The organism is Limimaricola cinnabarinus (genome assembly GCF_002723615.1).
GTDB lineage: Bacteria > Pseudomonadota > Alphaproteobacteria > Rhodobacterales > Rhodobacteraceae > Limimaricola > Limimaricola cinnabarinus_B.
Genome location: NZ_KZ304980.1, coordinates 1 through 23,177, shown reverse-complemented (window position 1 = coordinate 23,177; position 23,177 = coordinate 1). Strand labels below are relative to the sequence as shown.

Sequence of the window (23,177 nt, the reverse complement as noted above, 5' to 3'; positions counted from 1 at the left end):
TACTGGATCGAGAACGAGCCCGAATTCGGCGCGCAGGCGGTCTATCTCGATGATCGCTACGAGGCGGAGGATGACGACGAGGGGCTGATCGACCCGATGGACCCCGCCACCTTCAAGCCGAGCATGCAAGAGCTCGCCGATATGGGCGTGAACTACATCGCGCCGCCAATGTGGATGCTGGTGACGACGAACGAGGCGGGCGAGATCGTGCCATCGGCCTATGCCGAGGAGGCCGAGGCCGCCGGGCTCGACATCATCACATGGACGCTGGAGCGCTCCGGCCCGCTGGCCTCCGGCGGCGGCTGGTATTTCCAGTCGGTCGAGCAGGCGATCGACGATGACGGCGACACCTATGCCATGCTCGACGCGCTGGCGCAGGATGTGGGCGTCGTGGGGGTGTTCTCGGACTGGCCCGCCACTGTGACCTACTACGCCAACTGCATGGGGCTCTGAGCCGGGCAGGGGGGCCGCGCGGCCCCCCGCTTCAGATATGCGGAATGACGAAATCGGGCATGATGCCCGAACGGTCGATCGCGGCGACGATGTCCGCGCCTGCCAATGGCCCGTGATCGGTCACCAGCGCCGAGGCAAAGCCCATGGCGCGCGCGCCGAGAATGTCGGTGTGCAGCGTGTCGCCCACCATCAGCACCCGCTCGGGCTCGGGCGCAGGCTCGAGCCGCGACAGCGCCAGATCGAAGATCGCGCGGAACGGCTTGCCGCAGAACTCGGGCGTGCAAAGACCGGCATCGGCCATCGCATGGGCGAAATGGCCCGGCTCCAGCGACAGCCCCGTCTCGCGCGGGGCGACGAGGTCGGGGTTGCCGACCAGAACGGGGCGCGGGCGCGCCCGCAGGCTGGCCGTGAGCAGGCGCTGCCGTTCCACGCTCCAGCCATCCGAGCCGACGAGCAGAAAACCCTCCGCCGCCTCATAGGCCGCCGCGTCGTCGAGCAACAGATGCGCGTCGATCTCCTCGAATTCGCGCAGCCCGTGGCCGGGGCCGAGCATCACGCCCCAGCGGCGGCGCGGTGCCCGGGCGAGCCGGGCGAGCAGGGCTTCGCGGCTGGTCACCACCTCGCCCGGCGTGAAATCGAAGCCGAGCCGCTCCCAGCGGCGCATCATCACCTGCTTGGGGTAGCCGGCCGAGTTCGACACCACCATCACCCGCTTGCCCCTCTCGCGCAGCGCGGCGATGCGCCTGGCCGCGCCGAGGATCGGCGTCTCGCCCACATTGAGCACGCCGTAGGCATCGAACAGGATCACGTCGAAGGGATCGGCGATGGCGCCGAGATCGGGAGCGCGTCCGAAGCCCGCGCCGGGCGGCGCGTCGGGCAGGCGGTGGCGGATCGCCAGATAGGCGTCGAAGGCCGTGCGCCCGCCGGGGGGCGGTGCGCTCACAGGATCCGCCGCCGCAGCCAGGCCGAGACGATCTCGCCCAGGATCACCAGCCCGAGGATCGCCAGCAGCACCGTCGCCGCCTCGCGCCAGTTGAAGGTGTCGATCGCGCCCTGAAGGATGATGCCGATCCCGCCCGCGCCGACGAGGCCGAGCACGGTGGATTCGCGCAAATTGATGTCCCAGCGCAGGATCGACACCGCCCAGAAGGTCGGCATGACCTGCGGCACGATGGCATAGGCGATCACCTTGAAGCGCGAGGCGCCGGTGGCCTCCAGCGCCTCCACGGGGCGCTTGTCGATCTCCTCGATCGCCTCGCCGAGCAGCTTGCCGACAAAGCCGATCGAGCGGAACATGATCGCCACGATCCCCGCCACGATGCCGGGGCCGAAGATGGCGACGAAGAGAAGCGCCCAGATGATCGTGTTGATCGAGCGCGACGACACGAGGATGAAGCGCCCGACCCAGAGCGTCGCGCGGTTGGGCGTGGTGTTCTGCGCCGCGAGCCATGCGACCGGCAGCGACAGGATCACGGCAAAGGCGGTGGCGATGGTGGCGATGTTCACCGTCTCCCACAGCACGCGCAGGATCGCCGAGAGGTTCGACGGATCGGGCGGGATCATCCGGCCGAACAGGTCGCCCATCTGCTCGGGCGCGTCCCAGACCCAAGCCCAGATCACCTCGATCGAGGAGACGGCCCAGCCGATGGCCAGAAGCGTCAGCGCCAGCACCCCGTAGCGTTGCAGACGCTGCTTGAGCGAGAAGCGGCTCCAGTCGTCGCGGCGGAGATCCGAGAGGGTCATAGGCGTTTCCTGATCTGGCCCGACACGGCCTCGGACAGAAGGATCGCGCCGACGATCACCATGGTGATGGCGAGCGCGAAGTCGTAATCATAGCGGCCAAAGGCGTTGGCCAGCGTCGAGCCGATGCCGCCCGCGCCGACGATGCCCACGACGGCGGAGGCGCGCAGGTTGCTGTCGAGCTGGTAGATGGTGAGCCCGACCTGACGCGGCATGATCTGCGGCACAACGGCGTAGATCAGGGTCGAAAGATAGGGCGCGCCCGCCGCCTTCATCGCCTCGACCTGCCCGAAATCGATCTCCTCGATCCGCTCGGCCAGCATCTTGGCGACGAAGCCGATGGAATAGACGATCAGCGTCAGCACGCCCGCCAGCGGCCCGAAGCCCACCGCCTTGACGAAGATGATCGCGACGATGACGGGGTGGAAGCTGCGCGCGACGATGATGATGGCGCGGCCCACGTAGAACACGGCCCGAGGCACGACGTTGCGCGCCGCCATGAAGGCAATGGGGATCGACAGCAGAACGCCGCCGAAGGTGGCGAGGATGGCGATCTTCAGGCTTTCGAGAAAGCCGTCGATCAAAAGCCCCGAGCGCTCGAAGCTCGGCGGAAACGCCCCGCCGAAGATCCGGCCCGCCCGTTCGACCCCCTCGGCCACGCGGGCCCAGTCGATCGGCAGGGTGCCGAGCGTCCAGACGACATAGAGGATCACCCCGCCATAGACGAGCCAGCGGGCGACCGGGTTGGCGATGAAGCTCTTCTTGCGCCAGTGGTCGCGGGTGGCGACAGCGCCCGAGGTGGCACCGCCCGCGGCCCCTGCGGGGACGTCCGGCCCGTCGATCGGGTCGGTGCTCATGACGCCTCCTTCAGACCGCCGGCGCGGTCGGCGGCGGGGCTGCCCGAATAGATCCGGTCCATCGCCTCCTGATCGAGAGCGGCGGGCAGATCGTCGAAAATGATCCGTCCATAGCGCATGCCGACGATGCGGTCGGTATACTCCTTGGCCTCGTGGACGTTGTGGATGTTGATCAGAACCGGCAGCTTCAGCTCGCGCGAGAGGTCGCGCAACAGCCCCATGATCTGCTCGGAGGTCTTCGGGTCGAGCGAGGCGGTCGGCTCGTCGGCGAGCAGGATCTCGGGCTTCTGCATCAGCGCGCGGACCACGCCGACGCGCTGCCGCTCGCCGCCCGACAGCTCGTCGGCGCGCTTGTCGGCGTAATGCGCGATGCCCACGCGCTCCATCAGCTCGAAGGCGCGGCGGATGTCCTCCTTGGGGTAGCGCCGCATCAGCGCCGCCCAGGTCGAGATATAGCCCAGACGCCCCGACTGCACGTTTTCCATGACGGTGAGCCGGTCGACGAGGTTGAAGCCCTGGAACACCATGCCGATCTTGCGCCGCGCCCGGCGCAGCTCGGCGCCGCGCAGGCGGGTGAGTTCGGTGTCGTTGAGCGTGATCGAGCCCGATGTCGGCTCGACCAGCCGGTTGATGCAGCGCAGCAGCGTCGATTTGCCCGCGCCGGAGGAGCCGATGATCGACACCACGCTCTCGCCCTCGATGGTGAGGTCGAGATTCTTCAAGACCGGTTCACCGCCGCCATAGCGCTTCACCAGGTCGCTGATCTTCAGCATCTTGTTCTCCTTGCGAACCCCGGCCCCGCCATGGGGGCCGGGGTCATGCGGCTCACTCGGCCGCGAGACCCTCGGGGGTGTATTCGACGCCGTTCGCGGCCTGGATCTGCCGGATCACCGCCCATTGGTCCTTGTAGGTGATGGGGATGAACTTGCTGACGCCGGTGAACTCCTCGCCAAGCGCCGTGCCCGAAAAATCATAGCTGAAGAAGGCCTCTTCGATCTTCTCCTTCAGCTCCGGCGCGAGGTCGTGCGCATAGGTGTAGGAGGTGGTCGGGAAGGGGTCGCTCTCCCAGACGATGCGCACCTCCTCGGGGTCGTAGAGGCCGCGCTCGGCCATGCGGTCGACCACCTCGGAGGCCACCGGGGCCGCGTCGTAATCGCCCGCGACCACGCCGAGCATCGACTGGTCGTGGCTGCCCGAATAGGTCACCTCGTAATCCTCGTCCGGCACCACGCCGAGATCGGGGAAGAGCGCGCGCGGCGCGAGGTTGCCCGAATTCGAGGTGGGCGAGGTGTGCGCGATCCGCTTGCCAGCGAGATCCGCGGGCTCCTGGATGTCGCTGTCGGCCTGGGTGTAGAGCTGCAGCTTGTAGCCGAACTGCCCGTCATCCGAGCCCATGATCGCGAAGGGCACCGCGCCCGCGAGGTTCACCGCATAGGGGGTCGGCCCGGTCGAGAAGCCCGCGATGTGCAGGCGGCCCGAGCGCATCGCCTCGACCTCGGCCGAGTTCGACTGCACCGCGAAGAACTGCACGTCCTTGCCCGTCACCTCCTCGAGATGGGTGATGAAGGGGTCCCAGATATCCTCGTAGATCGCCGGGTCTTCGACCGGCGTATAGGCAAAGACCAGCGTGTCGGGGTCTTTCAGCGCGCTTTCGTCGGTCGGCGCATCGGCGACCAGATCCCCGTCGGCGTCGCAATACATCGGATCGAGCGCGCCGCGCTCGGGGCAGTCGTCCTGCGCCGTCGCCGCATGGGCCGAAAAGGCGATGGCGGCGAGCGTCGCCGCGCCGAGTATCGTCGGGTGCTTGTGCATGTCGAGTGGTCTCCTCCCAAGGACAGTCCGCGGCAACCGCTCCTCAACGGCGCCCCGGATCGCGAGGATCACAGCACTTCGACCTTGATGGCGCAATGTTTTCTTGGCCCGGGCGCGGCAGGCGCGGCGCGCAGCCCCGGGGCTGGCTGTCCCCCGCCATTCGAGCCGGCCCGGATGATCGAACATCCGGGCCGCGCCCCCCGCCGGGGGCGAGATCGCCGCCGCGATCGGGCAGGTGGCCGTGCCTCAGGGCCGGACCGCGATCACCTCGATCTCGACCAGCCAGGCCGGGCTTGCCAGCCCCGCGACCTCGACCACCGAGCGCACCGGCAGGTTGGGCTGGTCTTCGGTGCCGAAGAACTGGGTATAGCCCGCCATGAAGCCCGAGAAATCCATCACCCCGCCCTCTTCGGGCGCGACGAGGAAGGTCGTCATCTTCACCACGTCCGACATCGAAAGGTCGAGCCGTTCGAGATTGGCCTCGATGGTCTCCAGCACCGAGACGGTCTGCGTCTCGGTATCGCCGTAAGCGTCGCGGCTGCCCTGCTCGGCTTCCTCGTTCGTCACGCTCGGCACGGTGCCGCTGAGATAGACCAGCTCGGCATCGGCGGGCAGCTCCACCGCCATGGAGATCGGGAAATCGCTGTCGGGCAGCGGGTGCCGCGTGAGCTCCTGCGCCGAAAGCGGGGCGGCGAAGGCAAGGCCGAGCCCCGCCGCGATCAGGCCGCGCGCGATCATGGCCGCACCCCCGCCACATCCTCGGGCGTCGCCGCGATGCCGTCTTCGCCCTCGACATAGTCATTGCCGAAATGCGAGCGGATGTAGTTCGTCACCTCGGCCACCTGCTCGTCCGACAGGATGCTGCCGAGCGGCGGCATCGCCTTTTGCCCATGCACGATCACGTAGATCGGGTATTCGGGAAATTCGAGCATCTCGTTGTTGGCCAGCGCCGGATACATGCCCGCACCCACCGCGCCCTCGCCTTCGGGCATGTGGCAGCCCGCGCAGACGGCGTCATAGATCGCCTCGCCGCCCTCCTGGGTCAGCCGGGCCGCATCGGCGAAATAGGCGAGATCGCCATCCTCGGCCTCGAAGGTGCGGAAATCCTCGCGCTGGCCCGATCGCGCGATCTCGCCCGTCGCGGCGTCGGGCTTGGGCCGATCCTGCGCCACGAGCGGCAGCGCCGCGCCGATCGCGAAGCCCGAGAGGATCAGCATCAGGGAAAGCGGTTTCATTGCGTGTCTCCCGCGTTGGAGGTGGTGACCTGCGCGTGCAGCCGCTCGACCGCGTCGAGCGCGGAGAGGATCGCGCCCTCCTGCCAGCCCGGCAGGTAGGAGATGTGCTCGCCCGCCAGAGCGACGCGGCCGTCGATCCGCGCGGCGGTCTCGTAATCGCCCTCGCGGTCCTGCCAGATGCCGTAGCAGCCCAGCACCCACGGCACCTTGTGCCAGACCACCGAGACGCCGTTCGAGAACTCTTCGGTGTATTGCGGGTGAATGCGGCTGCCGTATTCCACCGCCCACTTGGTGCGCTCATCGGGCTGCATGGCGTTGAACTGGTAGGCCGTCGCCCCCCAGGCATAGCCGCCCAGGAGCACGCCTGGCCCGTCGCTGAAGAAGTCGTAGGGCGGGTAGGAGATCAGCGCGATCGGCAGGTCGGTGTAGCTGATCCCGCCATAGATATGCTCGTCCTGCTCCCAGAAGCGGCGCTTGAACTCGAGCCCGAACTTGGCCGAGCCCGCGTAGTACATGCTGTCGATCACCGCCGCCTTGTCGCCCGACAGGTTGTGCTCGATCTGGCTCAGGATCGAGAAGGGGATGGTGCAGATGCAGTAATCGCCGGAGCGGGTCTGCGTGCCGCCGCCTTCGAGATCCTCGTATTCGACCGTGACGCCGTTTTCGTCCTCGATCATCGAAAGCACCTTGGCGTTGTAGGTGATCAGGTCGCCCACCTCGCGTTCGAAGCCTCGGGCGATCATGTCCATGCCGCCTGTGGGCTGGAACATGGTCGATTGGTGATGCGTGGTCTCGGCCTCGACCAGCCAGGTCCAGAGATCCGATTGCAGGATTTGGTCGAGCGAGATCGGCTCGGAGGGCTCGGGCGCCGCGTTCAACCCGCCGCCGGGCCATGTCTCGAAGCCGCGATATTCCGAGGTGTGGTCGCTCTTCACGTAGCGGTAATTCTCGTCGAGCATGCCGTATTCGACGAGGCTGTCGAGCAGCTTCTGCTTGTCCTCCTCGGTGACCTCCTCGTCGAGCGCGCCCTGGTCGGTCGCCTTGGCCAGAAGCTCGGAGATCTGGCCGCGGTAATCGGTGGCGATCTCGCGGAAGCGCTGCGGCTTGCCGTCGAAGGCCTCCGAGCGGTGCAGATAGGCGTTGTAGTTCTTCTGGATGAAGGGTTCGAGCTTCACCCCGAGCCGCTTGCAGTAGTCGAGCACCGCGTAGTGGTGATGCGGAATGCGCCAGGGGCCGGGGTTGAGATAGTTGCCTTCGGCGAACTGCACCTCCTGCGTGGCGCCGCCCAGCTCGGTATAGGTATCACCGCCGCGCAGCGTCCAGCAGCGGCCGCCCGCCTTCTCGCGGTATTCGATGATCTCGACCTCGTAGCCCGCGGCGCGCATCTCGAGCGCGGCGGTCATGCCCGCCAGCCCTGCGCCCAGGATCAGAACCTTGGCGCCCTGCGGGTCGCCCTCGAGCCTGATCGGGCCGGTGTAGTTCGACGGCTGCGCGTAGCCCAGCGTGGTCATCGCCTGATACATCGCAGTGGTCCCGGCGGCGAGGCCGACCATCTGCAACAGGCTGCGACGTGACATGCTCATCCCTGTCTCTCCCCGAATTGCCGGCGCCCGGAGCTCGCGCCGTCGTGAGTACGACGTGAAGCCTAGCGTGGCACCGGCCCCGGGGTAGGGGGCGCGGCGCTTTTCTTCGGCACCCCGATCCCGTCACAAACCCGACAGGTGGTTGGTCCCGTCTGGGAATGCGGGCTAATCTGCGGCAAGAAACATTGCCCGGCCTTCGGTTCCCCTCGGGCAGATGGAGACGGGAATGCGGTTTCTGCGCCGAAGCCTGGGCGGCCTTTTTCTTTTCGCGCTGACGCTGGCGCTCTTGGCCCATGCGGGCCGGATGCTCTGGTCCGCGGTCGAGACGCGGATGAACGCCGAGCCACGCAGCTTTGCCCAGCAGGAGCGCGTGGCGGGGGTGCGCGGCCTCACCATCGCGCCCGGGCGGACCCGGCCCGAGCTGGTCGTCTTCGGCGAGCTGCTGTCCTCGCGCACCGTCGCTTTGCGCGCCGCGGTCGGCGGCACCGTGCAGGACGTGGCCGAGACCATGGTCGAGGGCGGCGCGGTGACGGCGGGCGAGCTGCTGTTGCAGATCGACCCGGCGGATGCCGAAAGCGCGCTGGCGCGCGCGCGGGTCGATCTCGAGGATGCGCTGTCTGAGGGGCGCGAGGCCGAGCGCGCGCTGGAGCTGGCGCGCGACGAGCTGGCCGCGGCCGAGGCGCAGGCGGTGCTGCGCGAGCAGGCGCTGACCCGGCAGCGCGGGCTGCAGGATCGCGGCATCGGCACCGCGCCCGAGCTGGAGGCGGCGGAGCTTTCGGCCTCCACCGCGGCGCAGGCGGTGCTGACCCGCAGGCAGGCCATCGCCCAGGCCGAAACCCGCATCGACCAGGCCGCCACCCGCCGCGCGCGCGCCGAGATCGCCGTTGCCGAGGCCGAGCGCGACCTTGCCAATACCCGCATCACCGCCCCCTTCGACGGCCAGCTGACCGAGGTCGCCATCGGCCCCGGCAGCCGGGTCGCGGCCAATGAACAGCTCGCCGTGCTGGTCGATCCCGACGCGCTGGAGGTGGCGTTTCGCGTCTCGGCCACGCAATATGCCCGGCTGCTGAACGAGGAGGGGCGCATCGCGGGCGCGCCGGTGCGGGTGCGGCTCGATGTCGACGGGCTGCCGCTGACCGGCGCGGGCCGCGTGGTGCGCGAGGCGGCGGTGGTGGCGCAGGGGCAGACCGGGCGGCTGATCTATGCCGCGCTCGACCGCGCGCCGGGCCTGCGCCCCGGCGATTTCGTCACCGTCATCGTCACCGAGCCGCCGCTCGACGAGGTGGCCACCATCCCGGCAGCGGCGCTCGGCGCGGATGGCACGGTGCTGGCGATCGGCCCCGAAGACCGGCTCGAAAGCGTTGCGGTGGAGCAGCTGCGCACCCAGGGCGACGCGGTGCTGATCGCGGCGGCGGATCTGGCGGGGCGCGAGATCGTGGCCCGGCGCACGCCGCTCCTGGGCGCCGGGATCAAGGTGCGCCGGCTCGACGACACACCGGCCGATCCGGGCGCAGATCCGGATGCCGCGCCCGAAATGATTGCGCCCGAAATGATCGCGCTCGATCCCGCGCGGCGGGCCCGGCTCGTGGCTTTCGTCGAGGCGAGCGACCGGATGCCCGCCGAGGCGCGCGCGCGGCTGATCGAACAGCTCGGGGCCGAGGAGGTCCCGGCAGAGATCGTCGACCGGCTCGAAGGGCGGATGGGCGGATGAGCGGCGCGGCGCATCTGTCGCGCAGCCTCGGCGGGCTCCTGTCCTATTTCACCCGGCACCGCACCGCCGCGAACCTCGTGCTGGTGATGATGCTGGCGCTGGGGCTCTTCGCCACGCCGCGCATCCGGGCGCAGTTCTTCCCCGACACGGTGAGCGACAGCCTGAGCGTCTCGGTCGCCTGGAGCGGCGCGGGCGCGGCGGATGTCGACCGCGCGGTGGTGCAACTCCTTGAGCCCGCGATGCTGGCGGTCGAAGGCGTCACGGCCTCCGAAGCGCGGTCGAGCGAAGGGCGCGCCTCGATCAGCGTCGAGTTCGAGCCCGGCACAGACATGTCCGAGGCCGAGGACATGATGCAATCGGCGATCGACGCGGTGACCGGCCTGCCCGAAGGGGCCGAGGAGCCCGAGTTCCGGCGCGGCAGCTGGTCCGACAGGGTCACCGACATCGTCATCTCCGGCCCCGTCGGGGTCGATCAGCTCGCGCTTTATGCCGACGAGCTGTCGGCCCGGCTCTTCGCGCGCGGCGTCACCCGCACCAGCCTGCTCGGCGTCGCAGCACCGCAGCTGGTGGTCGAGGTGCCCTCGATCGCGCTGATCCGCCACGATATCGGGCTGAGCGACATCGCCGCCGCGATCGCGGGGCAGGTGACGACCGACCCCGCCGGCGACGTGGCCGGCGCGCAGCGCGTGCGCACCGGCACCGAAAAACGCACGGCCGAGGAGGTGGCGGGCGTGGTGCTGCGCCGCGCGGCGGATGGCACGACGCTGACGGTGGGCGATGTGGCGCGGGTGACGCGGCTCGGCGCGGATCGCGACCGCGCCTATTTCATCGGCGAGAACCCGGCCGTGCAGCTGCGCGTCAGCCGCAGCGAGGCGGGCGACGCCATCGCCCTGCAACGGACCGCCGCCGAAGCCGCGCGCGCGCTGGAGGCCACCCTGCCCGAGGGCACGACGATCGAGCTGACCAACTCCACCGCCGACGCGATCTCGGGGCGGCTGGCGCTCCTGCTCGACAACGGGCTGATCGGCCTCGCCCTCGTGGTGGTGCTGTTGTTCCTGTTTCTCAACGCGCGCACCGCCTTCTGGGTGGCGGCGGGCATCCCGGTGGCGATGTCGGCGGCGGTGGCCCTGATGTATTTCGGCGGGCTCACGCTCAACATGATCTCGCTCTTCGCGCTGATCCTGACGCTGGGCATCGTCGTCGACGACGCCATCGTAGTGGGCGAGCACGCCGATTTCCGCGCCCGGCGGCTGGGTGAGCCGCCCGTCATCGCCGCCGAGCGTGCGGCGGCGCGGATGTTCTACCCGGTGCTTTCGGCGACGATCACCACGATCATCGCCTTCTTCGGCCTCGTCATCATCGGCGGCCGCTTCGGCGACCTGATCTCCGACATTCCCTTCACGGTGATCGCGGTGCTGGCCGCCTCCTTGGTGGAATGCTTCATCATCCTGCCCAACCATCTGAGCCATTCGATCCGGCTCGGCGCGCGCCGCCCGTGGTATGACTGGCCCAGCCATATGGTGAACCGGGGCTTTTCATGGCTGCGCGACAGGCTGTTTCGCCCGCTGATGCGGCTGGTGGTGTGGGCACGCTACCCGGTGCTGGCGCTGGCGCTTCTGGCGCTGGCCTCGCAGGCGGCGCTGTTCCTGCGCGGCGATGTGCAGTGGCGCTTCTTCTCCGCGCCCGAGCAGGGCTCGGTCACCGGCAATTTCGCCATGCTGCCCGGCGCCACGCGCGAGGATGCGCGCGCGGTGATGAGCGAGCTGCAGCGCAGCGCGCGCAAGCTGGGCGAGGAGCTGGAGGCCGAGCACGGGCGCGACCCGATCACCTTCATGATCGCCCAGACCGGCGGCACCGCCGGGCGCGGGCTGTCTGGCGTCGAGACCAAGGAGCCGTGGCAGCTCGGCGCGATCACCATCGAGCTGATCGACGCCGATCTGCGCCCCTATTCCTCGGGCGAGTTCGTCTCGATGCTGCAGGAGCGCGCGCGCCAGCACCCGCTGGTCGAGACGATCAGCTTTCGCAGCTGGGGCTCGGGGCCGGGCGGCGACGCGATCGACGTGCAGATCTCGGGTGCCGCGCCCGAGGTGCTGAAGGCCGCCGCCGAGGCACTCAAGACCCGGCTGGCGCGGTTTTCGGAAGTCAGCGGGCTCGAGGACACGCTGGCCTATGACAAGGAAGAGCTGGTGCTGGAGCTGACCCCGCGCGGCGAGGCGCTCGGCCTGTCGATCGAGGATCTGGGCGCGACGCTGCGCGACCGGATTTCGGGGATCGAGGCGGCGCGCTTTCCCGAAAACGGCCGCACCGCCACCATCAGGGTCGAACTGCCCGAGGCCGAGCTGACGGCCGATTTCCTGTCGCGCACGCTCATTCGCACCGCGGCGGGCGCGCATGTGCCGCTGGCCGACATCGTCACCGTGAGCCGCTCGACCGGGTTTTCGACCCTGAGGCGCGAGAACGGCATCCTTCTCATTTCGGTCACCGGCGGGCTGGATGACGGCGACCCGGCGCGCGCCGCCGAGATCAACCGCAGCATCGCCGAGGAGATCCTGCCCGAGATCGAGAGCCGCTTCGGCGTCTCGACCGCGCTGTCGGGGCTGGCCGAGCAGGAGCGCGCCTTTCTCTCCGACGCGACGCTCGGGCTCTATCTGGTGCTGATCGGCATCTATCTCACCCTCGCCTGGATCTTCGCGAGCTGGACGAGGCCGCTCGTGGTGATGGCGATCATTCCCTTCGGTCTGGTCGGCACGATTTACGGCCATGTCGCCTGGGGGGTGCCCTTGTCGCTGTTCTCGGTGGTGGGGCTGATCGGCATGACCGGGATCATCATCAACGATTCCATCGTGCTGGTGACGACGATCGACGATCACGCGCAAACGCGCGGCCTTCTCCCCGCCATCATCGATGGTGCTGCGGACCGGCTGCGCCCCGTCTTCCTGACCACCGCCACGACGGTGCTGGGGCTGGCACCGCTGCTCTATGAAGGCTCGATTCAGGCGGAGTTCCTCAAGCCGACGGTGATCACGCTGGTCTATGGCCTCGGCTTCGGGATGTTCCTCGTGCTGCTGGTGGTGCCGGCGCTGATCGCGGCGCAGGCCGATCTGGGCCGCGCCACCCGCGCGCTGCGCCGGGCGCGGCGCCTGCCGCGACGGGCGAGGGCGATGCGCGGCGCCATATGGGCCGGGACGGCGCTCGTCATTGCGGCCTTCGGCCTGATCCTCGCGCCCCCGCTCTTCGCCGATCAGATGCCCGCGGGCTGGCCCGTCGTGACGGGCGCGCGCGGGCTCGCGCTCTATCTCGGCGTGATCGCCGCGGGGCTGGGCGCGATCTACCTATGGGCGGTGGCGGCAAGGCGATGGCGGTCGGGGCGGGCGCCGGCCGGGGCGGGCGCATCGCGGCGTTGACAGACACCTGTCGTTTTGGCCTGATCGAAACCAAATCGCCCAGTTCCGGGGAGGACCTGCGATGAATCCCGATGCCGCAACCGCCCGCCGCGCCCTGATCCGGGCCTACCGCGCCTATCTCGAAGCCGAGGAAGACCTCGAACGCGCGCTCGAGGATGCCGCCGCCGTCATGCCCGAGCTGCGCCCGCACGGGCTGCGCCCGATCGGCGCGCCCGGCTCGCGCATCCGCCGCCTGACCGAGGCGCGCAGCCACTCGGTCGAGGTGCTCGGCGTCATGCGCGGCAAGCACCGCCGCGCCATTGTCCGCCTGTCCGGCATGGAGGGCGCGGTGCCGCCCCGCGCGCTGCGCTAGCTGCATCGCGCGCGAAGCCCCTCCGAGAGGCTCCATGACGGCGCCGCGCCTCAGGCGGCCGAGGCGCGGCGGGCGGGGGTGGCGACCTGCCTGAGCGCCCGGGCCAATGGCCCGACCTGCGCAGCCGTCAGCCCGGCCACGTTGATGCGGCCGGTCTCGGTGCCGTAGATCGCGTGATCCTCGCGCAGGCGGCGCATCTCCTCCGGCCCCAGCGGCAGCAGCGAGAACATCCCCTTCTGGCGCTCCAGCGCGGCGAATTCCGCGCTCGCGCCCTCGGCCCGCAGCGCCGCGCCGAGCGCCGCGCGCAGATGGGCGACACGCCGCCGCATCGCCTCGACCTCGCGCAGCCAGGCTTCGGGCGCGGCCAGGATCTCGGCCGCCACCGCCGCGCCGTGCTCGGGCGGCATGGAGTAGCTCGCCCGCGCGATCCGCTCCAGCAGGGGTGCGACCCGCGACAGCGCGGCGGGGCTCTCGCCCAGCACCATCGCCGCGCCGGTGCGCTCGCAATAGAGCCCCATGTTCTTCGAACAGCTCGCCGCGACGAGCACGGTCGGGTTGTCGTCCACCACGCGGCGCAGCCCCGCCGCATCGGCCTCCATGCCGTCACCGAAACCCTGATAGGCCATGTCGACCAGCGGGATCAGGCCGCGCCGCGCGCAAAAGGCCGAGACCTCGGCCCAGTGTTCGGGGCGCATGTCGATGCCGGTCGGGTTGTGGCAGCAGCCATGCAGGATCACCACGTCGCCGGGCTTTGCCGGGGCGAGATCGTCGAGCATCGCGGCCATGTCGAGACCCTGGGCCGCCTCGCGCAGCCGGTAGGTCTCAAAGCCCAGGCCCGGCGCGGTCATCAGCGGGCGATGATTGACATAGCCCGGATCGCTCGACCAGACCGTGGCCTTCGGCGTGGCGCACGCCACCAGCTCGGCCAGAAGCCGCAGCGCCCCGGTGCCGCCGACGCTCTGCATCGTGTAGTGCCGCGCCAGCCGCGCGGGCGCATCGCCCAAGAGCAGCCGCGCCATGCCGGCGTTGAAATCGGCATTGCCCGACAGCGCGCGATAGGCCTTGGACGCCCCCGCCTCGGCCAGCCGCGTCTCGGCGGCGCGGACGGCGTCCGGAACCGGCGTCGTGCCGCTCTCGTCGCGATACATGCCGACCACGAGATCCATCCGCTCGGGGCGGGGGTCGGCGCGGTAGGCCGAGATCAGGCTCCATAGCGGGTCGGGGCTGGCGGGGGGCAGTTGGGCGAGCATGGGCGAACTCCTGTCCGAATGGGTCAGCAACGGGTGGCGCGGTAGACGCCGAAGGTGACGAGAGCGATGCCCGCGACGACGAGCGGCGTCAGCGCCTCGCCCAGGATCGGCACCGCGCCGAGCGCGGCCAGCGCCGGGGCGAGCGATCCGATCGCGGCGCAGCGGGCGGGGCCGAGGCGGGCGATGGCGGCGGCATAGGCAAGGCTCGCCAGCACGCCGACGCCGAGGCCCTGCACCACGACGAAGGGCAGGATCTCGGCCAGAGAGGCGCTGGCCATCCGGCTTTCGACCGCCCCCGTGCCCATCAGCAGCGCCAGCACCGCGAGCGAGGGCAGGCCCAGAAGCAGCGTGCAGCCGATCGGGTCGAGCCCGACGCGGCGCAAGCCCAGCGTGTAGGCCCCCCAGAACAGGCTGGCGGCGAGCAGCAGCCCGGCCCCGCCGAGCGCCCCCGCCCCGAAGCCCGCCCCCTGACCGGCCACCAGCAGCGCCACGCCGCCGAGGATCAGCGCCAGCGCCCGGCCGAGCGCGGCATTGATGCCGCGCCGCTCGATCAGCCAGAGCAGCAGCGCCACCGAAAGCGGCGTGGTGCCCGCGATCAGCGCGCCGACATGCGCCGCCGAGGTCAGCGCCCCGCCCGCCGAGGCAAGAAAGAAGAAGGGCAGCCCCGCGCCGAAGGCGACCAGCGCCGCATCCATCGGCCGGACCCGGCGCAGCGCCCCGAGGCGCGAGGGCAGCAGCGGCGCGAGCAGCAGCACCGGCAGGCCGAAGCGGATCAGCGCCACGTCGGCCGGGGCCAGCACGGAGCCGCCGATCGCCCGGATCGACAGGGCGAAGCCCGCCCAGATCGTCACCGCCAGTGCAATCGCGGCATAGCCCCACAGCGTCGCCGCCTCCGGCAGACGTCGGATCGGGGCGGGTATCGTGGTGCCGTGGCTCATCTCGTGCTCCTGCCGGTGTCTGCCGCACCTTGGCGCGGAGCCTGCGCAATCGGCTTGCTATCTCTGCGGCGATGGGGCGATAGATTGGCAGGATCTGCCAAGGAGCGGCGCGAAATGGACGAAAAGGACCGGCAGATCATCGCCGCGCTGCAGGCGCATGGGCGGCTGACCAATCAGGAGCTGTCGCAGAAGGTGAACCTTTCGCCCTCGCCCTGTCTGCGGCGGCTGCGGATGCTCGAGGATGCCGGGATCATCCGCGGCTATGCCGCCATCGTCGACGAAACCGCCTATGGCCTGCCGATCACCGCCTTCGTGCGGGTCCGGCTGGAGCGGCACAGCGAGGCGGCGGTGGGGGAATTCGAGCGCAAGGTGCGCGACATCGACGCGATCCTCGATTGCTACATGATGACCGGCGACGATGATTACCTGCTGCGGGTGCTGGTTTCGAGCCTTCAGGATTACGAGCTCTTCGTGCGTCAGAGGCTGCACCAGATCGGCGGCATCGCCGCGATCGAAACCAGCTTCGCCTATGGCACGGTCAAGCGCCGGACGGTCTTCCCGCGGCTCGATTGAACGCGGGGCCATGCCGGGCCGTGGCATGCGGGACTAGCCGCCGCCTTTCGGCGCGCGCTTGGTATCGATCAGCAGCGCGCTCGTCCGGCCAAGCGCCCCGTCAAGCTCGGCAAAGGCGCGCTCCATCGCCTGCAGCGCCGCCTCCCTCTGCTCCCGGCTCCGGGGGCGCGCGCTGTCGCGCAGCCCGACCGGGGGGATGACCTTGTGCCTTTGCAGCCCGCTGCGCCGGGGCGGCCGCGCGGCGAGACGCGCGCCGATCCCCGGCACCGCCCAGATCCGTGCCGTGCGGCGATGGGTGATCTCCCGCAGGAGGCCGAGATCGGTCAGCTCGTCGAGCAGGGTCAGCGCGGTGCGGATCGACACGCCGATCGCTTCGGCAAGCAGCGCCGAGCTGAGCACCGGCGCGGTGCCGAAGGCCTGGACCGCATCGGCCATGCGCGAGCGCCCGCCCCTGCCCCGCGCCGCCTCCCGCCCGCGCCGCAGCCAGTCGCGCGAGAGCGCGAAGCGCCCCAACTCGGCCTCGAGCACGCGCGTAAGGCCGGAGCCGAGATCCATCAGCCCCGTCTCGCTGCCCGGCGACCAGGGCAGGAACCTTTGATGGCTCAGCGCCAACGCGGGCGGCGAGACCCAATGCGCATCGACCCGGCCCGACAGGCCGCGCAGGACGTCCTCGGTTTCGATGCCGGCCATGGCGCGGCCGCGCAGGGCGCTTTCGACCGCCATGAAGACCAGTCGCTCGATGATCGGGTTGGCGCGCCGCGACAGCAACGCATAGCCCGCCGCGGCGCGCGCCGCGGTCAGGATCGGCATGTCGCCCGGCCCCAGCCCGGCGAAGAGGGTTTCGATCTCGGCATCGTCGGGCGGCTGCTCCTCTGCGTCGTCCTGCGTGCCGAGGCCCGGCCCCCGCCCGGTGCCCGCCGCCCGCTCGAAGCGCCGCAGGCTCGGGACCGGCTGTTTCAGGGGGTCGCCGGGGGCCTTCAGCACCCGGATCAGGCTCAGCGCCAGCTCCGCGCCCGTAGGGTCCGCCTGCTGCCCGCCATTGCGGGCGATGCGCGGCAGCAGATCGCCCTCCGAGATGCGGATCCCCTCGAGCCCCGCGCTCGCCACCGCCTCGGCCAGAGCCAATTCCGAGCGCCAGAGATTGCCGACCTCGGGCTCGGCCCGCGCCATGGCTTCGAGCCGCGCGGCGAGAACCTCGGCCCGCATGAAGATCGATACGGCGCTGCGTGCCTGCGCGGCTTGCTCGACATCCATTCCGCAGACCCCCGCCCAGACATGAATTTGCCCCGAGGCTTGAGGATATACACCGATAATTGCAATTGCCATGCGCGATCACCGAGCGGGGCTGTGCGGGCATTGCCGGGGCATCCCGAGGGGCCGATGCGCCCGCCGCGCGCCCCCTGCACACCAAGGCGACGCAGCTTGCTCCCGCTTTCAAACGACCGTATTTCGAAGCCATATCATATTGGAATTGACCACATCATGCCTCTCATCGGTTACGCCCGTGTTTCGACCGAGCTGCAGGAGACCGCCGCGCAGCGGCGGGCGCTGAAGGCGGCGGGCTGCGTCGAGATCCACGAGGAGTTCGCCTCGGGCGCCGCGCGGGCCCGGCCAGTGCTGGGCAAGCTGATCGCGCGTCTGGGGCGCGGCGACGTGCTGGTCGTGGTGCGCATCGACCGGCTCGCGCGGTCGCTGTCGCATCTGCTCGACGTGATCGAGACGCTGGAGGCCAAGGGCGCGCATTTCCGCTCGCTCGGCGATCCGATCGACACCACCTCGCCGCAGGGCAAGTTCACGCTGCAGATCCTCGGCGCCACGGCCGAATTCGAGCGGGCGCTGATCCGCGAGCGCACCATGGCGGGGCTGGCCGCGGCGCGCGATGCGGGCCGCGTCGGCGGCAATCCCGGCCTGCGCAATCGCGACCCGGAGGCGATCGCCAAGGTCTCCCGCGCGCGCGATCGCAGCTATTTCGACAAGCTCAACGGCGAGGCGCAGCACTGGCTGCCCGCGGTCCGGCAGTTCCGGCCCCGGCTGCCTTGGGAGGACGTGGTGCGGATCGTCAACAGCCGGCACCCCGAGGCGAGGCCCTGGACCGTGGAGCGCCTGCGCCGCGCCGCCGGCCGCTTCGTCAAGGACGGGCTGCTCGACCGCTCCGTGCTCGACCGCGCCGCGCCTTCGCAAAAGGACGACCGGATTCTCGCGATCATCGCCGGCATCAAGAGCGCCGCCCCCGACATGACGCTGAAGCAGATTGCGCAGCGGCTCGAAGCCATGCGCGAGCCGACGCCGCGAGGCCGCACGACATGGGCCACCTCTTCCGTCGCGCATCTGCTGGAGCGCGCGCGGCAGGCGGGGCTGCTGGAGCAGGGCTGAAGGCCCGCCCTTCGGCTCGGAAACGCCCGCGCGGATATCTCGCAGCGTTACGGTTTCACCGCGATTGCCAATTGGCAATCGCTGGCGTCAGCGCCGCTTCAAGTACTCATCAAGGGCAGCGCGGAGGGCGGCGTCGGAGGTCTGCGGGTCGAACTCCATGATCATCGCCCTGCCCTTCTTGGCAAAGCGCACCTGCCTGTCCTCGTGCCGCATCACCCGTTCGGCTTTGGACGGGTCCGCCTTCGACCCGGCGGCCCGCAGCCGCGAGAGCACGGCGGGCGCGGCCGGGCGCGGGCTTTCCTGCGCGATCGCGCGCGCCTCGGCCAGCACCGCCTCGCGCGCGTCGGGATCGGCCATGAGCGGGCGCAGCTGCCGGGCGTGGATCTCCTTGATCTCGCGGATCGAGGCAAAGGCCGCGACGATCTCCGGCTCCAGCCGGGCAAGCTGCAGAAAGCGCGACAGGAAGCCGGGCGAAACCTGCAACCGCTCGGCCATCAGCTTCTGCTGGCCGCCGTAATAGGCCTCGACCGCGCGGGCATAATCGCGCGCGCGCTCGTAATCGGAGATGTCCTCGCGGTCGCGGTTCTCGATATCGGCGAGGCGAAAGGCCTCCTCGTCGGTCAACCCGCGCTCCTCGACGAGATAGCGGAACTGCGGGTAGGTGTTGGCGCGCAGCCAGCTCACCGCGAAGTGCCGCCGCGCGCCGCAGATCACCTCGAACTCTGGCCCCGTACCCTGCCCCGCCGGGCGCAGCCGGCGCACGATGGCGGGAAACTCCTGCTGGCCCTGCGCCTTCATCCCCTCGATCAGGTCGGCGCAATTCTCGGGCGTCAGCAGCTCATAGGCGCGGTTGTGCCCCGCCCACATGACGCAGCTCGCCGGATCGACGAGGCGCAGCACCTTTTCCTGCCGCCCCCCGGCGATCTGTTCGGACATGGCTGTGGAGCGCTTGAGAAACCGCGCCTGCGCCCGCTCTGCCTCTGCCGGTGCGGCGGGCGCGGCCTCGTCGAGGCCGCTCAGCACGTCGTTGAAGATGTCGTCATGCTTCCTGCTCACAAGATCCCCTCCCTGCGCAGCGCATCGTGATGGCTCGGCCATGTCTTGCGGATCTCGGTCTCGACCTCGCGGCCCACCGCGTCGAGATAGACGCGGCAACGCTTGTGCGTCTCGGTTCGGGTGGCCGCGCCGGTCAGCTCGTAGACGGTCATCAGATTGGCCGTCGCATTGTCGATTTCGGCGCTGTCCTTGAGCACGGCGCCCAGCATGTCCTGCGGAAACACGGCATCCATCATCCGCTTGATCGCGCCATGGGCGCTCTTCTGGTCGTTCATCTTGGTCGCAAGAATCTTGACGAAATGATAACCCCGCGCCCCGCCATGCCGCGCAAGCTCGCCCAGCGTCGAAGCCATCATCCGCAGGAAATGCGCGGTCGAGCCGAAATCGATGTTGTTGGGCGGCGCCGGCACGATGATCGCATTGGCCGCGCGCAGCACCGAAAGCGAGATCATCCCGAGCGCGGGCGGCGGATCGAGCAGGATCACGTCGAACTGGTCGGAGATCGTCTCGATGCCGCCGCGCAGCCGGTCGAGCACGAAATCCTGTTCGCGCGCCATGCGGGCGGCGAATTCGTATTCCGCGTCATAAAGCCCCAGATTGGCCGGGATCAGCGCAATGCCGGGCCAGTAGGTGGCGCGCAGCGCGTAATGCAGGCTCGCCGGTCCGCCATGGCGAAAGAAGGGGTAGAGCGTGTCCTCCTCCTCGTCGACATCGATGTCGGGGTTGAGCCCGAAGACGCTGGTGGTGGAGGCCTGGCTGTCGCAATCGATGACGCAGACGCGGTAGCCCTTCAGCGCGAGATACTGCGCCAGATGCGTCACCACGGTCGACTTGCCGACCCCTCCCTTGAAGTTCTGCACCGCGAGCACGCAGGCCGGATCGGAGGGCGCGCGGCGCGGCAGGGTGCCGAAGGCCTCGCGTATCCGGTTCACCTCGGCCAGCGAATAGCCGGTGCGCCGCCCGGTGACGGGGTCCTTGTCGGGCTGCGGCAGCCGCCCGTCGCTCTCGGCGTCGCGCAGCGCCTTTTCCGTGCGGCCGGACATCTCGGCGGCGCTGCGGACATTGAAGCGCAGATCGAGCGTCTTCGAGCTGCCGGGCGAGTAGACCCGCGAGCGCAGCTTCTCGATCACCCGCCCGGCCCGGCTGGCCAGCGCGTCGATCTCCTCCAGTCCGATCGGGTAGGTCTCTGGCTCCACCATGATATCCTTGGGCGTTCATTCGGGCCAAGATGCGGTTTCGAACCAGGGAGGTAAAGTCCGGGTTCGCCCTGCTGCTCTATGCCGAACCACAGCCGGAAGAATGGTGGCCGGTTTACCGCAGAGGGGAAAAATTCCCCACGAACAGCAAGTCGGGGCTTGGCGGTCATGACCGACCCGTCCGGTTTGCTGCGCCAGGGTGCGGCCAAGGAAGACTTATCCACAGGCCAGAAACCAACCCCTCTCTGTTCTAGATTCTAATGTTCTATGTTCGTAGGAGCCAAGTCACTGTTTTATAAGGTAAAAAGTGCTATATCGCTTACTTTTGGGGATGGATAGAGCAACATTTTGGGTGGGCTGGCGATACTTTTTGGGATGGCTAGCGATACATTTTGGGTGCCCTAAAACTTACATTTCGGGTGGGGTGCGCCGCGGGAATCACCCCCCTGCCGCAAAGCGCTGTTTTGCAGGGTGTTGCGAATCGCGCCGCGCCGCGCGCGTTGCGTGAAGGCTTACTTATCGGGTGGGGGGCCATTCTGGGGCAGTCGATTGACTTACATTCGGCTCCGTACAAAAGTATCGCGAACAGGTAGCCGAGTCCCCCCGATCCATGTCGAAACAGCCCCAGACCTCCCACCGGACCATCGATGCCCGTTCGGGTACCGACACGCTGATCAAGCCGGGCGAGCTGATCGATCTGGTCGAGGTGACGCCGCTGACCCTGACCGACCGCAGGATCTACAACCAGCTTCTCGAAAACGCCTGGGAGGCGATCGACAAGCCGGTGATGCATGTGATTTCCAAGACCGACCTGCGCGGCAACCACAACTCCAACGACCGGATCGGCGAGTCGATCGAGCGGCTGATGAGCGCGATCGTCAAGATGGATGTGATCTGGGACGGCAAGCCCGCGGTCGAGCGGGTGCAGCTTCTGGGCGGCAACGTCGAGACGGCGCGGGCCGACGGGCTGTTCGAATACGAGATCCCGGCGCGGCTGCGCAAGGTGATCGGCAATTCGACCGTCTTCGCCCGGCTGCAGCGCGAGGTGATGTTCGCGCTCTCCTCGAAATACGCGCTGACGCTCTACGAGATGGTGCAAAAGCGCGGAAAGCTGCGCTGGAAATCCTCCGAGACCTTCACCCTCGAAGGGCTGCGCGGCGTGCTCGGCGTGCCCAAGGGCAAGCTGACCTCATGGTCGAACCTGCGGCTGCGGGCGATCGATCCGGCGGTGGCGGAGGTCTGCGCGCTGTCGGATTACATGGTCGAGATCGCGCCGATCAAGACCGGGCGCCGAGTGACCCATGTCGAGCTGAAATGGTGGCGCAAGGATGGAGACGCCACGGGCGAGACCGAGCGGGCGCTTAGCTTTGCCAGCCCGGGCCGCCGCCAGCGCGCGGCGCAAAAGCCCGAGGGGCAGGGCACGGCGCCGGTCATTCCCGGCCAGACGCCGCCGCGGCCGCGGCCCGCCTGGCTCGACCGCAAGGGCGAGGCGCTGCGCAGCGAGACCTATGAGACGGCGCGGCTGCGCTTTCCGGGCTATGACATCTACAATGTCGAGGGCCAATGGCGCGACTGGTCGCGCGACAAGCCCGCCGCCGACGACCCCGACCGCGCCTTCCTCGCCTTCTTCCGCCGCTTTGCCGAGGCCAATCCGCTCTAGGCGGGGTCCGATTGCCAATTGGCAATCGCATGGATCGAGGCGCGATGGAGGTCACGATCCCCCTGTCTCGCAGGGCTGCCGCGCGCCGCATACGCGCATTGTCACAAAAGATTATTTTCAAAGCGATGTTTCGCTTAGGCTCCCCGAGCAGAAGGCCGGTGCAGGAGGCGCCGGGGTTCACAGGGAGGACGACAGATGAAGACCACGACACTGCTCGCACTGGCCACGGCGCTGCCCTCGATGGCGTTGGCCGATGCCCATATGGAGGCCTCGGGCGGCGCGCTGAGCTATGGCGAACGCCCCTTCTACCTGATCGAGGCGATGGAGGACGGCCCGCTCAAGGACAAGCTGATGTCCTGCCAGGGCCAGACGCCCGAGCGCAGCGCTTTTTCCATCGCCCATCGCGGCGCGCCGCTGATGATCCCCGAGCACACCAAGCAATCCTATGTCGCGGGCGCGCGGCAGGGCGCGGGCATCGTCGAATGCGACGTGACCTTCACCGCCGATCACGAGCTGGTCTGCCGCCATGCGCAGAACGACCTCGCCACCACCACCGACATCCTCGTCACCGATCTCGCGCAGAAATGCACGAGCCCCTTCACCCCGGCGGGCGAGGGGACGGATGCAAGCGCCGAGTGCCGCACCTCCGACCTGACGTTGGCCGAGTTCCGCGAGCTCAGCCCCAAGATGGACGCATCCGACAAATCCGCGACCACGCCCGAAGAGTTCCAGGGCGGCACCGCCCCTTGGCGCACCGATCTCTATGTCGCGGGCACCGAGCTTCTGACCCATGCGGAATCGATCGAACTCATCGACGGCCTCGGCGCGGATTTCACGCCCGAGCTCAAGGCGCCCTCGGTCGAGATGCCGCATGAGGGCTTCAGCCAGGAAGACTACGCCCAGAAGATGATCGACGAGTACAAGGATGCGGGCATCGACCCGTCCCGCGTCTGGGCGCAGAGCTTCAACCTCGACGACATCAGA

At 69.1% G+C, this 23,177-nt stretch carries 20 protein-coding genes and 1 pseudogene; 8 read left to right on the top strand and 13 right to left on the bottom strand.

Annotated elements, in window-relative coordinates:
• Positions 1-453, top strand: a pseudogene (locus CJ301_RS16810) (glycerophosphodiester phosphodiesterase family protein); the annotation flags it as partial.
• A 31-nt stretch (positions 454-484) separates the two neighbouring features.
• On the opposite strand, the gene CJ301_RS16805 reads toward CJ301_RS16810, so the two are convergent.
• The 8 genes from CJ301_RS16805 to CJ301_RS16770 all read right to left on the bottom strand — a co-directional run bounded on the left by CJ301_RS16805 (position 485) and on the right by CJ301_RS16770 (position 7,680).
• Complete coding sequence (locus tag CJ301_RS16805; RefSeq protein WP_099278515.1) at positions 485-1,396, bottom strand: HAD-IIA family hydrolase; 912 nt, start codon at positions 1,394-1,396, stop codon at positions 485-487.
• Positions 1,393-2,196 carry a phosphonate ABC transporter, permease protein PhnE gene (gene phnE / locus CJ301_RS16800; protein WP_099278514.1) on the bottom strand — a complete coding sequence of 268 codons (804 nt, stop codon included), beginning with the start codon at positions 2,194-2,196 and terminating at the stop codon, positions 1,393-1,395. Before phnE (CJ301_RS16800) ends, CJ301_RS16805 begins: the two co-directional genes overlap by 4 nt.
• Complete coding sequence (phnE, locus tag CJ301_RS16795; protein ID WP_254050189.1) at positions 2,193-3,050, bottom strand: phosphonate ABC transporter, permease protein PhnE; 858 nt, start codon at positions 3,048-3,050, stop codon at positions 2,193-2,195. Before phnE (CJ301_RS16795) ends, phnE (CJ301_RS16800) begins: the two co-directional genes overlap by 4 nt.
• Positions 3,047-3,823 carry a phosphonate ABC transporter ATP-binding protein gene (gene phnC / locus CJ301_RS16790; protein WP_099278513.1) on the bottom strand — a complete coding sequence of 259 codons (777 nt, stop codon included), beginning with the start codon at positions 3,821-3,823 and terminating at the stop codon, positions 3,047-3,049. Before phnC ends, phnE (CJ301_RS16795) begins: the two co-directional genes overlap by 4 nt.
• Positions 3,824-3,875: 52 nt before the next feature.
• Positions 3,876-4,862 carry a phosphate/phosphite/phosphonate ABC transporter substrate-binding protein gene (gene phnD / locus CJ301_RS16785; RefSeq protein ID WP_099278512.1) on the bottom strand — a complete coding sequence of 329 codons (987 nt, stop codon included), beginning with the start codon at positions 4,860-4,862 and terminating at the stop codon, positions 3,876-3,878.
• Between the two features lie 246 nt (positions 4,863-5,108).
• A complete protein-coding gene (locus CJ301_RS16780) occupies positions 5,109-5,600 on the bottom strand; it encodes a RidA family protein (RefSeq protein ID WP_099278511.1) in 492 nt (163 codons plus the stop codon).
• The gene (locus tag CJ301_RS16775) at positions 5,597-6,097 is read right to left on the bottom strand and encodes a c-type cytochrome (RefSeq protein ID WP_254050188.1); all 501 of its coding nucleotides are present in this window, start codon (positions 6,095-6,097) and stop codon (positions 5,597-5,599) included. Before CJ301_RS16775 ends, CJ301_RS16780 begins: the two co-directional genes overlap by 4 nt.
• Complete coding sequence (locus CJ301_RS16770) at positions 6,094-7,680, bottom strand: flavin monoamine oxidase family protein (RefSeq protein ID WP_254050187.1); 1,587 nt, start codon at positions 7,678-7,680, stop codon at positions 6,094-6,096. Before CJ301_RS16770 ends, CJ301_RS16775 begins: the two co-directional genes overlap by 4 nt.
• Positions 7,681-7,906: 226 nt before the next feature.
• On the opposite strand from CJ301_RS16770, the gene CJ301_RS16765 reads away from it, so the two are divergent.
• The 3 genes from CJ301_RS16765 (at position 7,907) to CJ301_RS16755 (ending at position 13,147) form a co-directional block, all read left to right on the top strand.
• Positions 7,907-9,391 (top strand): efflux RND transporter periplasmic adaptor subunit, encoded by a 1,485-nt coding sequence (locus CJ301_RS16765; RefSeq protein ID WP_099278510.1) that lies wholly within the window; start codon positions 7,907-7,909, stop codon positions 9,389-9,391.
• On the top strand, positions 9,388-12,795 hold the full coding sequence (locus CJ301_RS16760) for an efflux RND transporter permease subunit (RefSeq protein ID WP_099278509.1): 3,408 nt from the start codon (positions 9,388-9,390) through the stop codon (positions 12,793-12,795). The genes CJ301_RS16765 and CJ301_RS16760 overlap by 4 nt, the downstream gene beginning before the upstream one ends.
• A gap of 61 nt (positions 12,796-12,856) precedes the next feature.
• The gene (locus CJ301_RS16755) at positions 12,857-13,147 is read left to right on the top strand and encodes a hypothetical protein (protein WP_099278508.1); all 291 of its coding nucleotides are present in this window, start codon (positions 12,857-12,859) and stop codon (positions 13,145-13,147) included.
• A gap of 50 nt (positions 13,148-13,197) precedes the next feature.
• Here CJ301_RS16755 and CJ301_RS16750 read toward each other — a convergent pair whose 3' ends face one another.
• Positions 13,198-14,397, bottom strand: coding sequence for an aromatic amino acid transaminase (locus tag CJ301_RS16750; RefSeq protein ID WP_099278507.1), 1,200 nt, complete (start codon positions 14,395-14,397; stop codon positions 13,198-13,200).
• 23 nt (positions 14,398-14,420) lie between these two features.
• Entirely contained in the window at positions 14,421-15,335 is a 915-nt protein-coding gene (locus CJ301_RS16745) for a DMT family transporter (RefSeq protein ID WP_099278506.1), read from the bottom strand.
• A gap of 114 nt (positions 15,336-15,449) precedes the next feature.
• Here CJ301_RS16745 and CJ301_RS16740 point away from each other — a divergent pair, with 114 nt between their 5' ends.
• Positions 15,450-15,908, top strand: coding sequence for an Lrp/AsnC family transcriptional regulator (locus CJ301_RS16740; RefSeq protein ID WP_099278505.1), 459 nt, complete (start codon positions 15,450-15,452; stop codon positions 15,906-15,908).
• A gap of 33 nt (positions 15,909-15,941) precedes the next feature.
• Here the strand turns inward: CJ301_RS16740 and CJ301_RS16735 are convergent, their stop codons facing one another.
• Positions 15,942-17,162 (bottom strand): hypothetical protein, encoded by a 1,221-nt coding sequence (locus CJ301_RS16735; protein ID WP_099278504.1) that lies wholly within the window; start codon positions 17,160-17,162, stop codon positions 15,942-15,944.
• 228 nt (positions 17,163-17,390) lie between these two features.
• Between CJ301_RS16735 and CJ301_RS16730 the strand changes: the two genes are divergently transcribed.
• The gene (locus CJ301_RS16730; RefSeq protein ID WP_099278503.1) at positions 17,391-18,281 is read left to right on the top strand and encodes a recombinase family protein; all 891 of its coding nucleotides are present in this window, start codon (positions 17,391-17,393) and stop codon (positions 18,279-18,281) included.
• An 87-nt stretch (positions 18,282-18,368) separates the two neighbouring features.
• Here CJ301_RS16730 and CJ301_RS16725 read toward each other — a convergent pair whose 3' ends face one another.
• Positions 18,369-19,337, bottom strand: a complete 969-nt coding sequence (locus CJ301_RS16725; RefSeq protein WP_099278502.1) for a ParB/RepB/Spo0J family partition protein — start codon at positions 19,335-19,337, stop codon at positions 18,369-18,371.
• Positions 19,334-20,533 (bottom strand): AAA family ATPase, encoded by a 1,200-nt coding sequence (locus CJ301_RS16720; protein ID WP_254050186.1) that lies wholly within the window; start codon positions 20,531-20,533, stop codon positions 19,334-19,336. Before CJ301_RS16720 ends, CJ301_RS16725 begins: the two co-directional genes overlap by 4 nt.
• A 610-nt stretch (positions 20,534-21,143) precedes the next feature.
• Here CJ301_RS16720 and CJ301_RS16715 point away from each other — a divergent pair.
• Positions 21,144-22,193: a replication initiation protein gene (locus CJ301_RS16715; protein WP_099278500.1), complete on the top strand. Its 1,050-nt coding sequence runs from the start codon at positions 21,144-21,146 to the stop codon at positions 22,191-22,193.
• A gap of 195 nt (positions 22,194-22,388) precedes the next feature.
• Positions 22,389-23,177 (top strand): glycerophosphodiester phosphodiesterase family protein (locus tag CJ301_RS16710; protein ID WP_301553822.1); only part of this gene is annotated, 789 nt, incomplete at its 3' end.

Excerpts from the sequence above, each read along its gene's own strand:
- phnE (WP_099278514.1), bottom strand. The coding sequence starts at position 2,196 with ATGACCCTCTCGGATCTCCGCCGCGACGACTGGAGCCGCTTCTCGCTC.
- phnE (WP_254050189.1), bottom strand. The coding sequence starts at position 3,050 with ATGAGCACCGACCCGATCGACGGGCCGGACGTCCCCGCAGGGGCCGCG.
- phnC (WP_099278513.1), bottom strand. The coding sequence starts at position 3,823 with ATGCTGAAGATCAGCGACCTGGTGAAGCGCTATGGCGGCGGTGAACCG.
- phnD (WP_099278512.1), bottom strand. The coding sequence starts at position 4,862 with ATGCACAAGCACCCGACGATACTCGGCGCGGCGACGCTCGCCGCCATC.
- CJ301_RS16780 (WP_099278511.1), bottom strand. The coding sequence starts at position 5,600 with ATGATCGCGCGCGGCCTGATCGCGGCGGGGCTCGGCCTTGCCTTCGCC.
- CJ301_RS16775 (WP_254050188.1), bottom strand. The coding sequence starts at position 6,097 with ATGAAACCGCTTTCCCTGATGCTGATCCTCTCGGGCTTCGCGATCGGC.
- CJ301_RS16770 (WP_254050187.1), bottom strand. The coding sequence starts at position 7,680 with ATGAGCATGTCACGTCGCAGCCTGTTGCAGATGGTCGGCCTCGCCGCC.
- CJ301_RS16765 (WP_099278510.1), top strand. The coding sequence starts at position 7,907 with ATGCGGTTTCTGCGCCGAAGCCTGGGCGGCCTTTTTCTTTTCGCGCTG.
- CJ301_RS16760 (WP_099278509.1), top strand. The coding sequence starts at position 9,388 with ATGAGCGGCGCGGCGCATCTGTCGCGCAGCCTCGGCGGGCTCCTGTCC.
- CJ301_RS16755 (WP_099278508.1), top strand. The coding sequence starts at position 12,857 with ATGAATCCCGATGCCGCAACCGCCCGCCGCGCCCTGATCCGGGCCTAC.
- CJ301_RS16750 (WP_099278507.1), bottom strand. The coding sequence starts at position 14,397 with ATGCTCGCCCAACTGCCCCCCGCCAGCCCCGACCCGCTATGGAGCCTG.
- CJ301_RS16745 (WP_099278506.1), bottom strand. The coding sequence starts at position 15,335 with ATGAGCCACGGCACCACGATACCCGCCCCGATCCGACGTCTGCCGGAG.
- CJ301_RS16740 (WP_099278505.1), top strand. The coding sequence starts at position 15,450 with ATGGACGAAAAGGACCGGCAGATCATCGCCGCGCTGCAGGCGCATGGG.
- CJ301_RS16735 (WP_099278504.1), bottom strand. The coding sequence starts at position 17,162 with ATGGATGTCGAGCAAGCCGCGCAGGCACGCAGCGCCGTATCGATCTTC.
- CJ301_RS16730 (WP_099278503.1), top strand. The coding sequence starts at position 17,391 with ATGCCTCTCATCGGTTACGCCCGTGTTTCGACCGAGCTGCAGGAGACC.
- CJ301_RS16715 (WP_099278500.1), top strand. The coding sequence starts at position 21,144 with ATGTCGAAACAGCCCCAGACCTCCCACCGGACCATCGATGCCCGTTCG.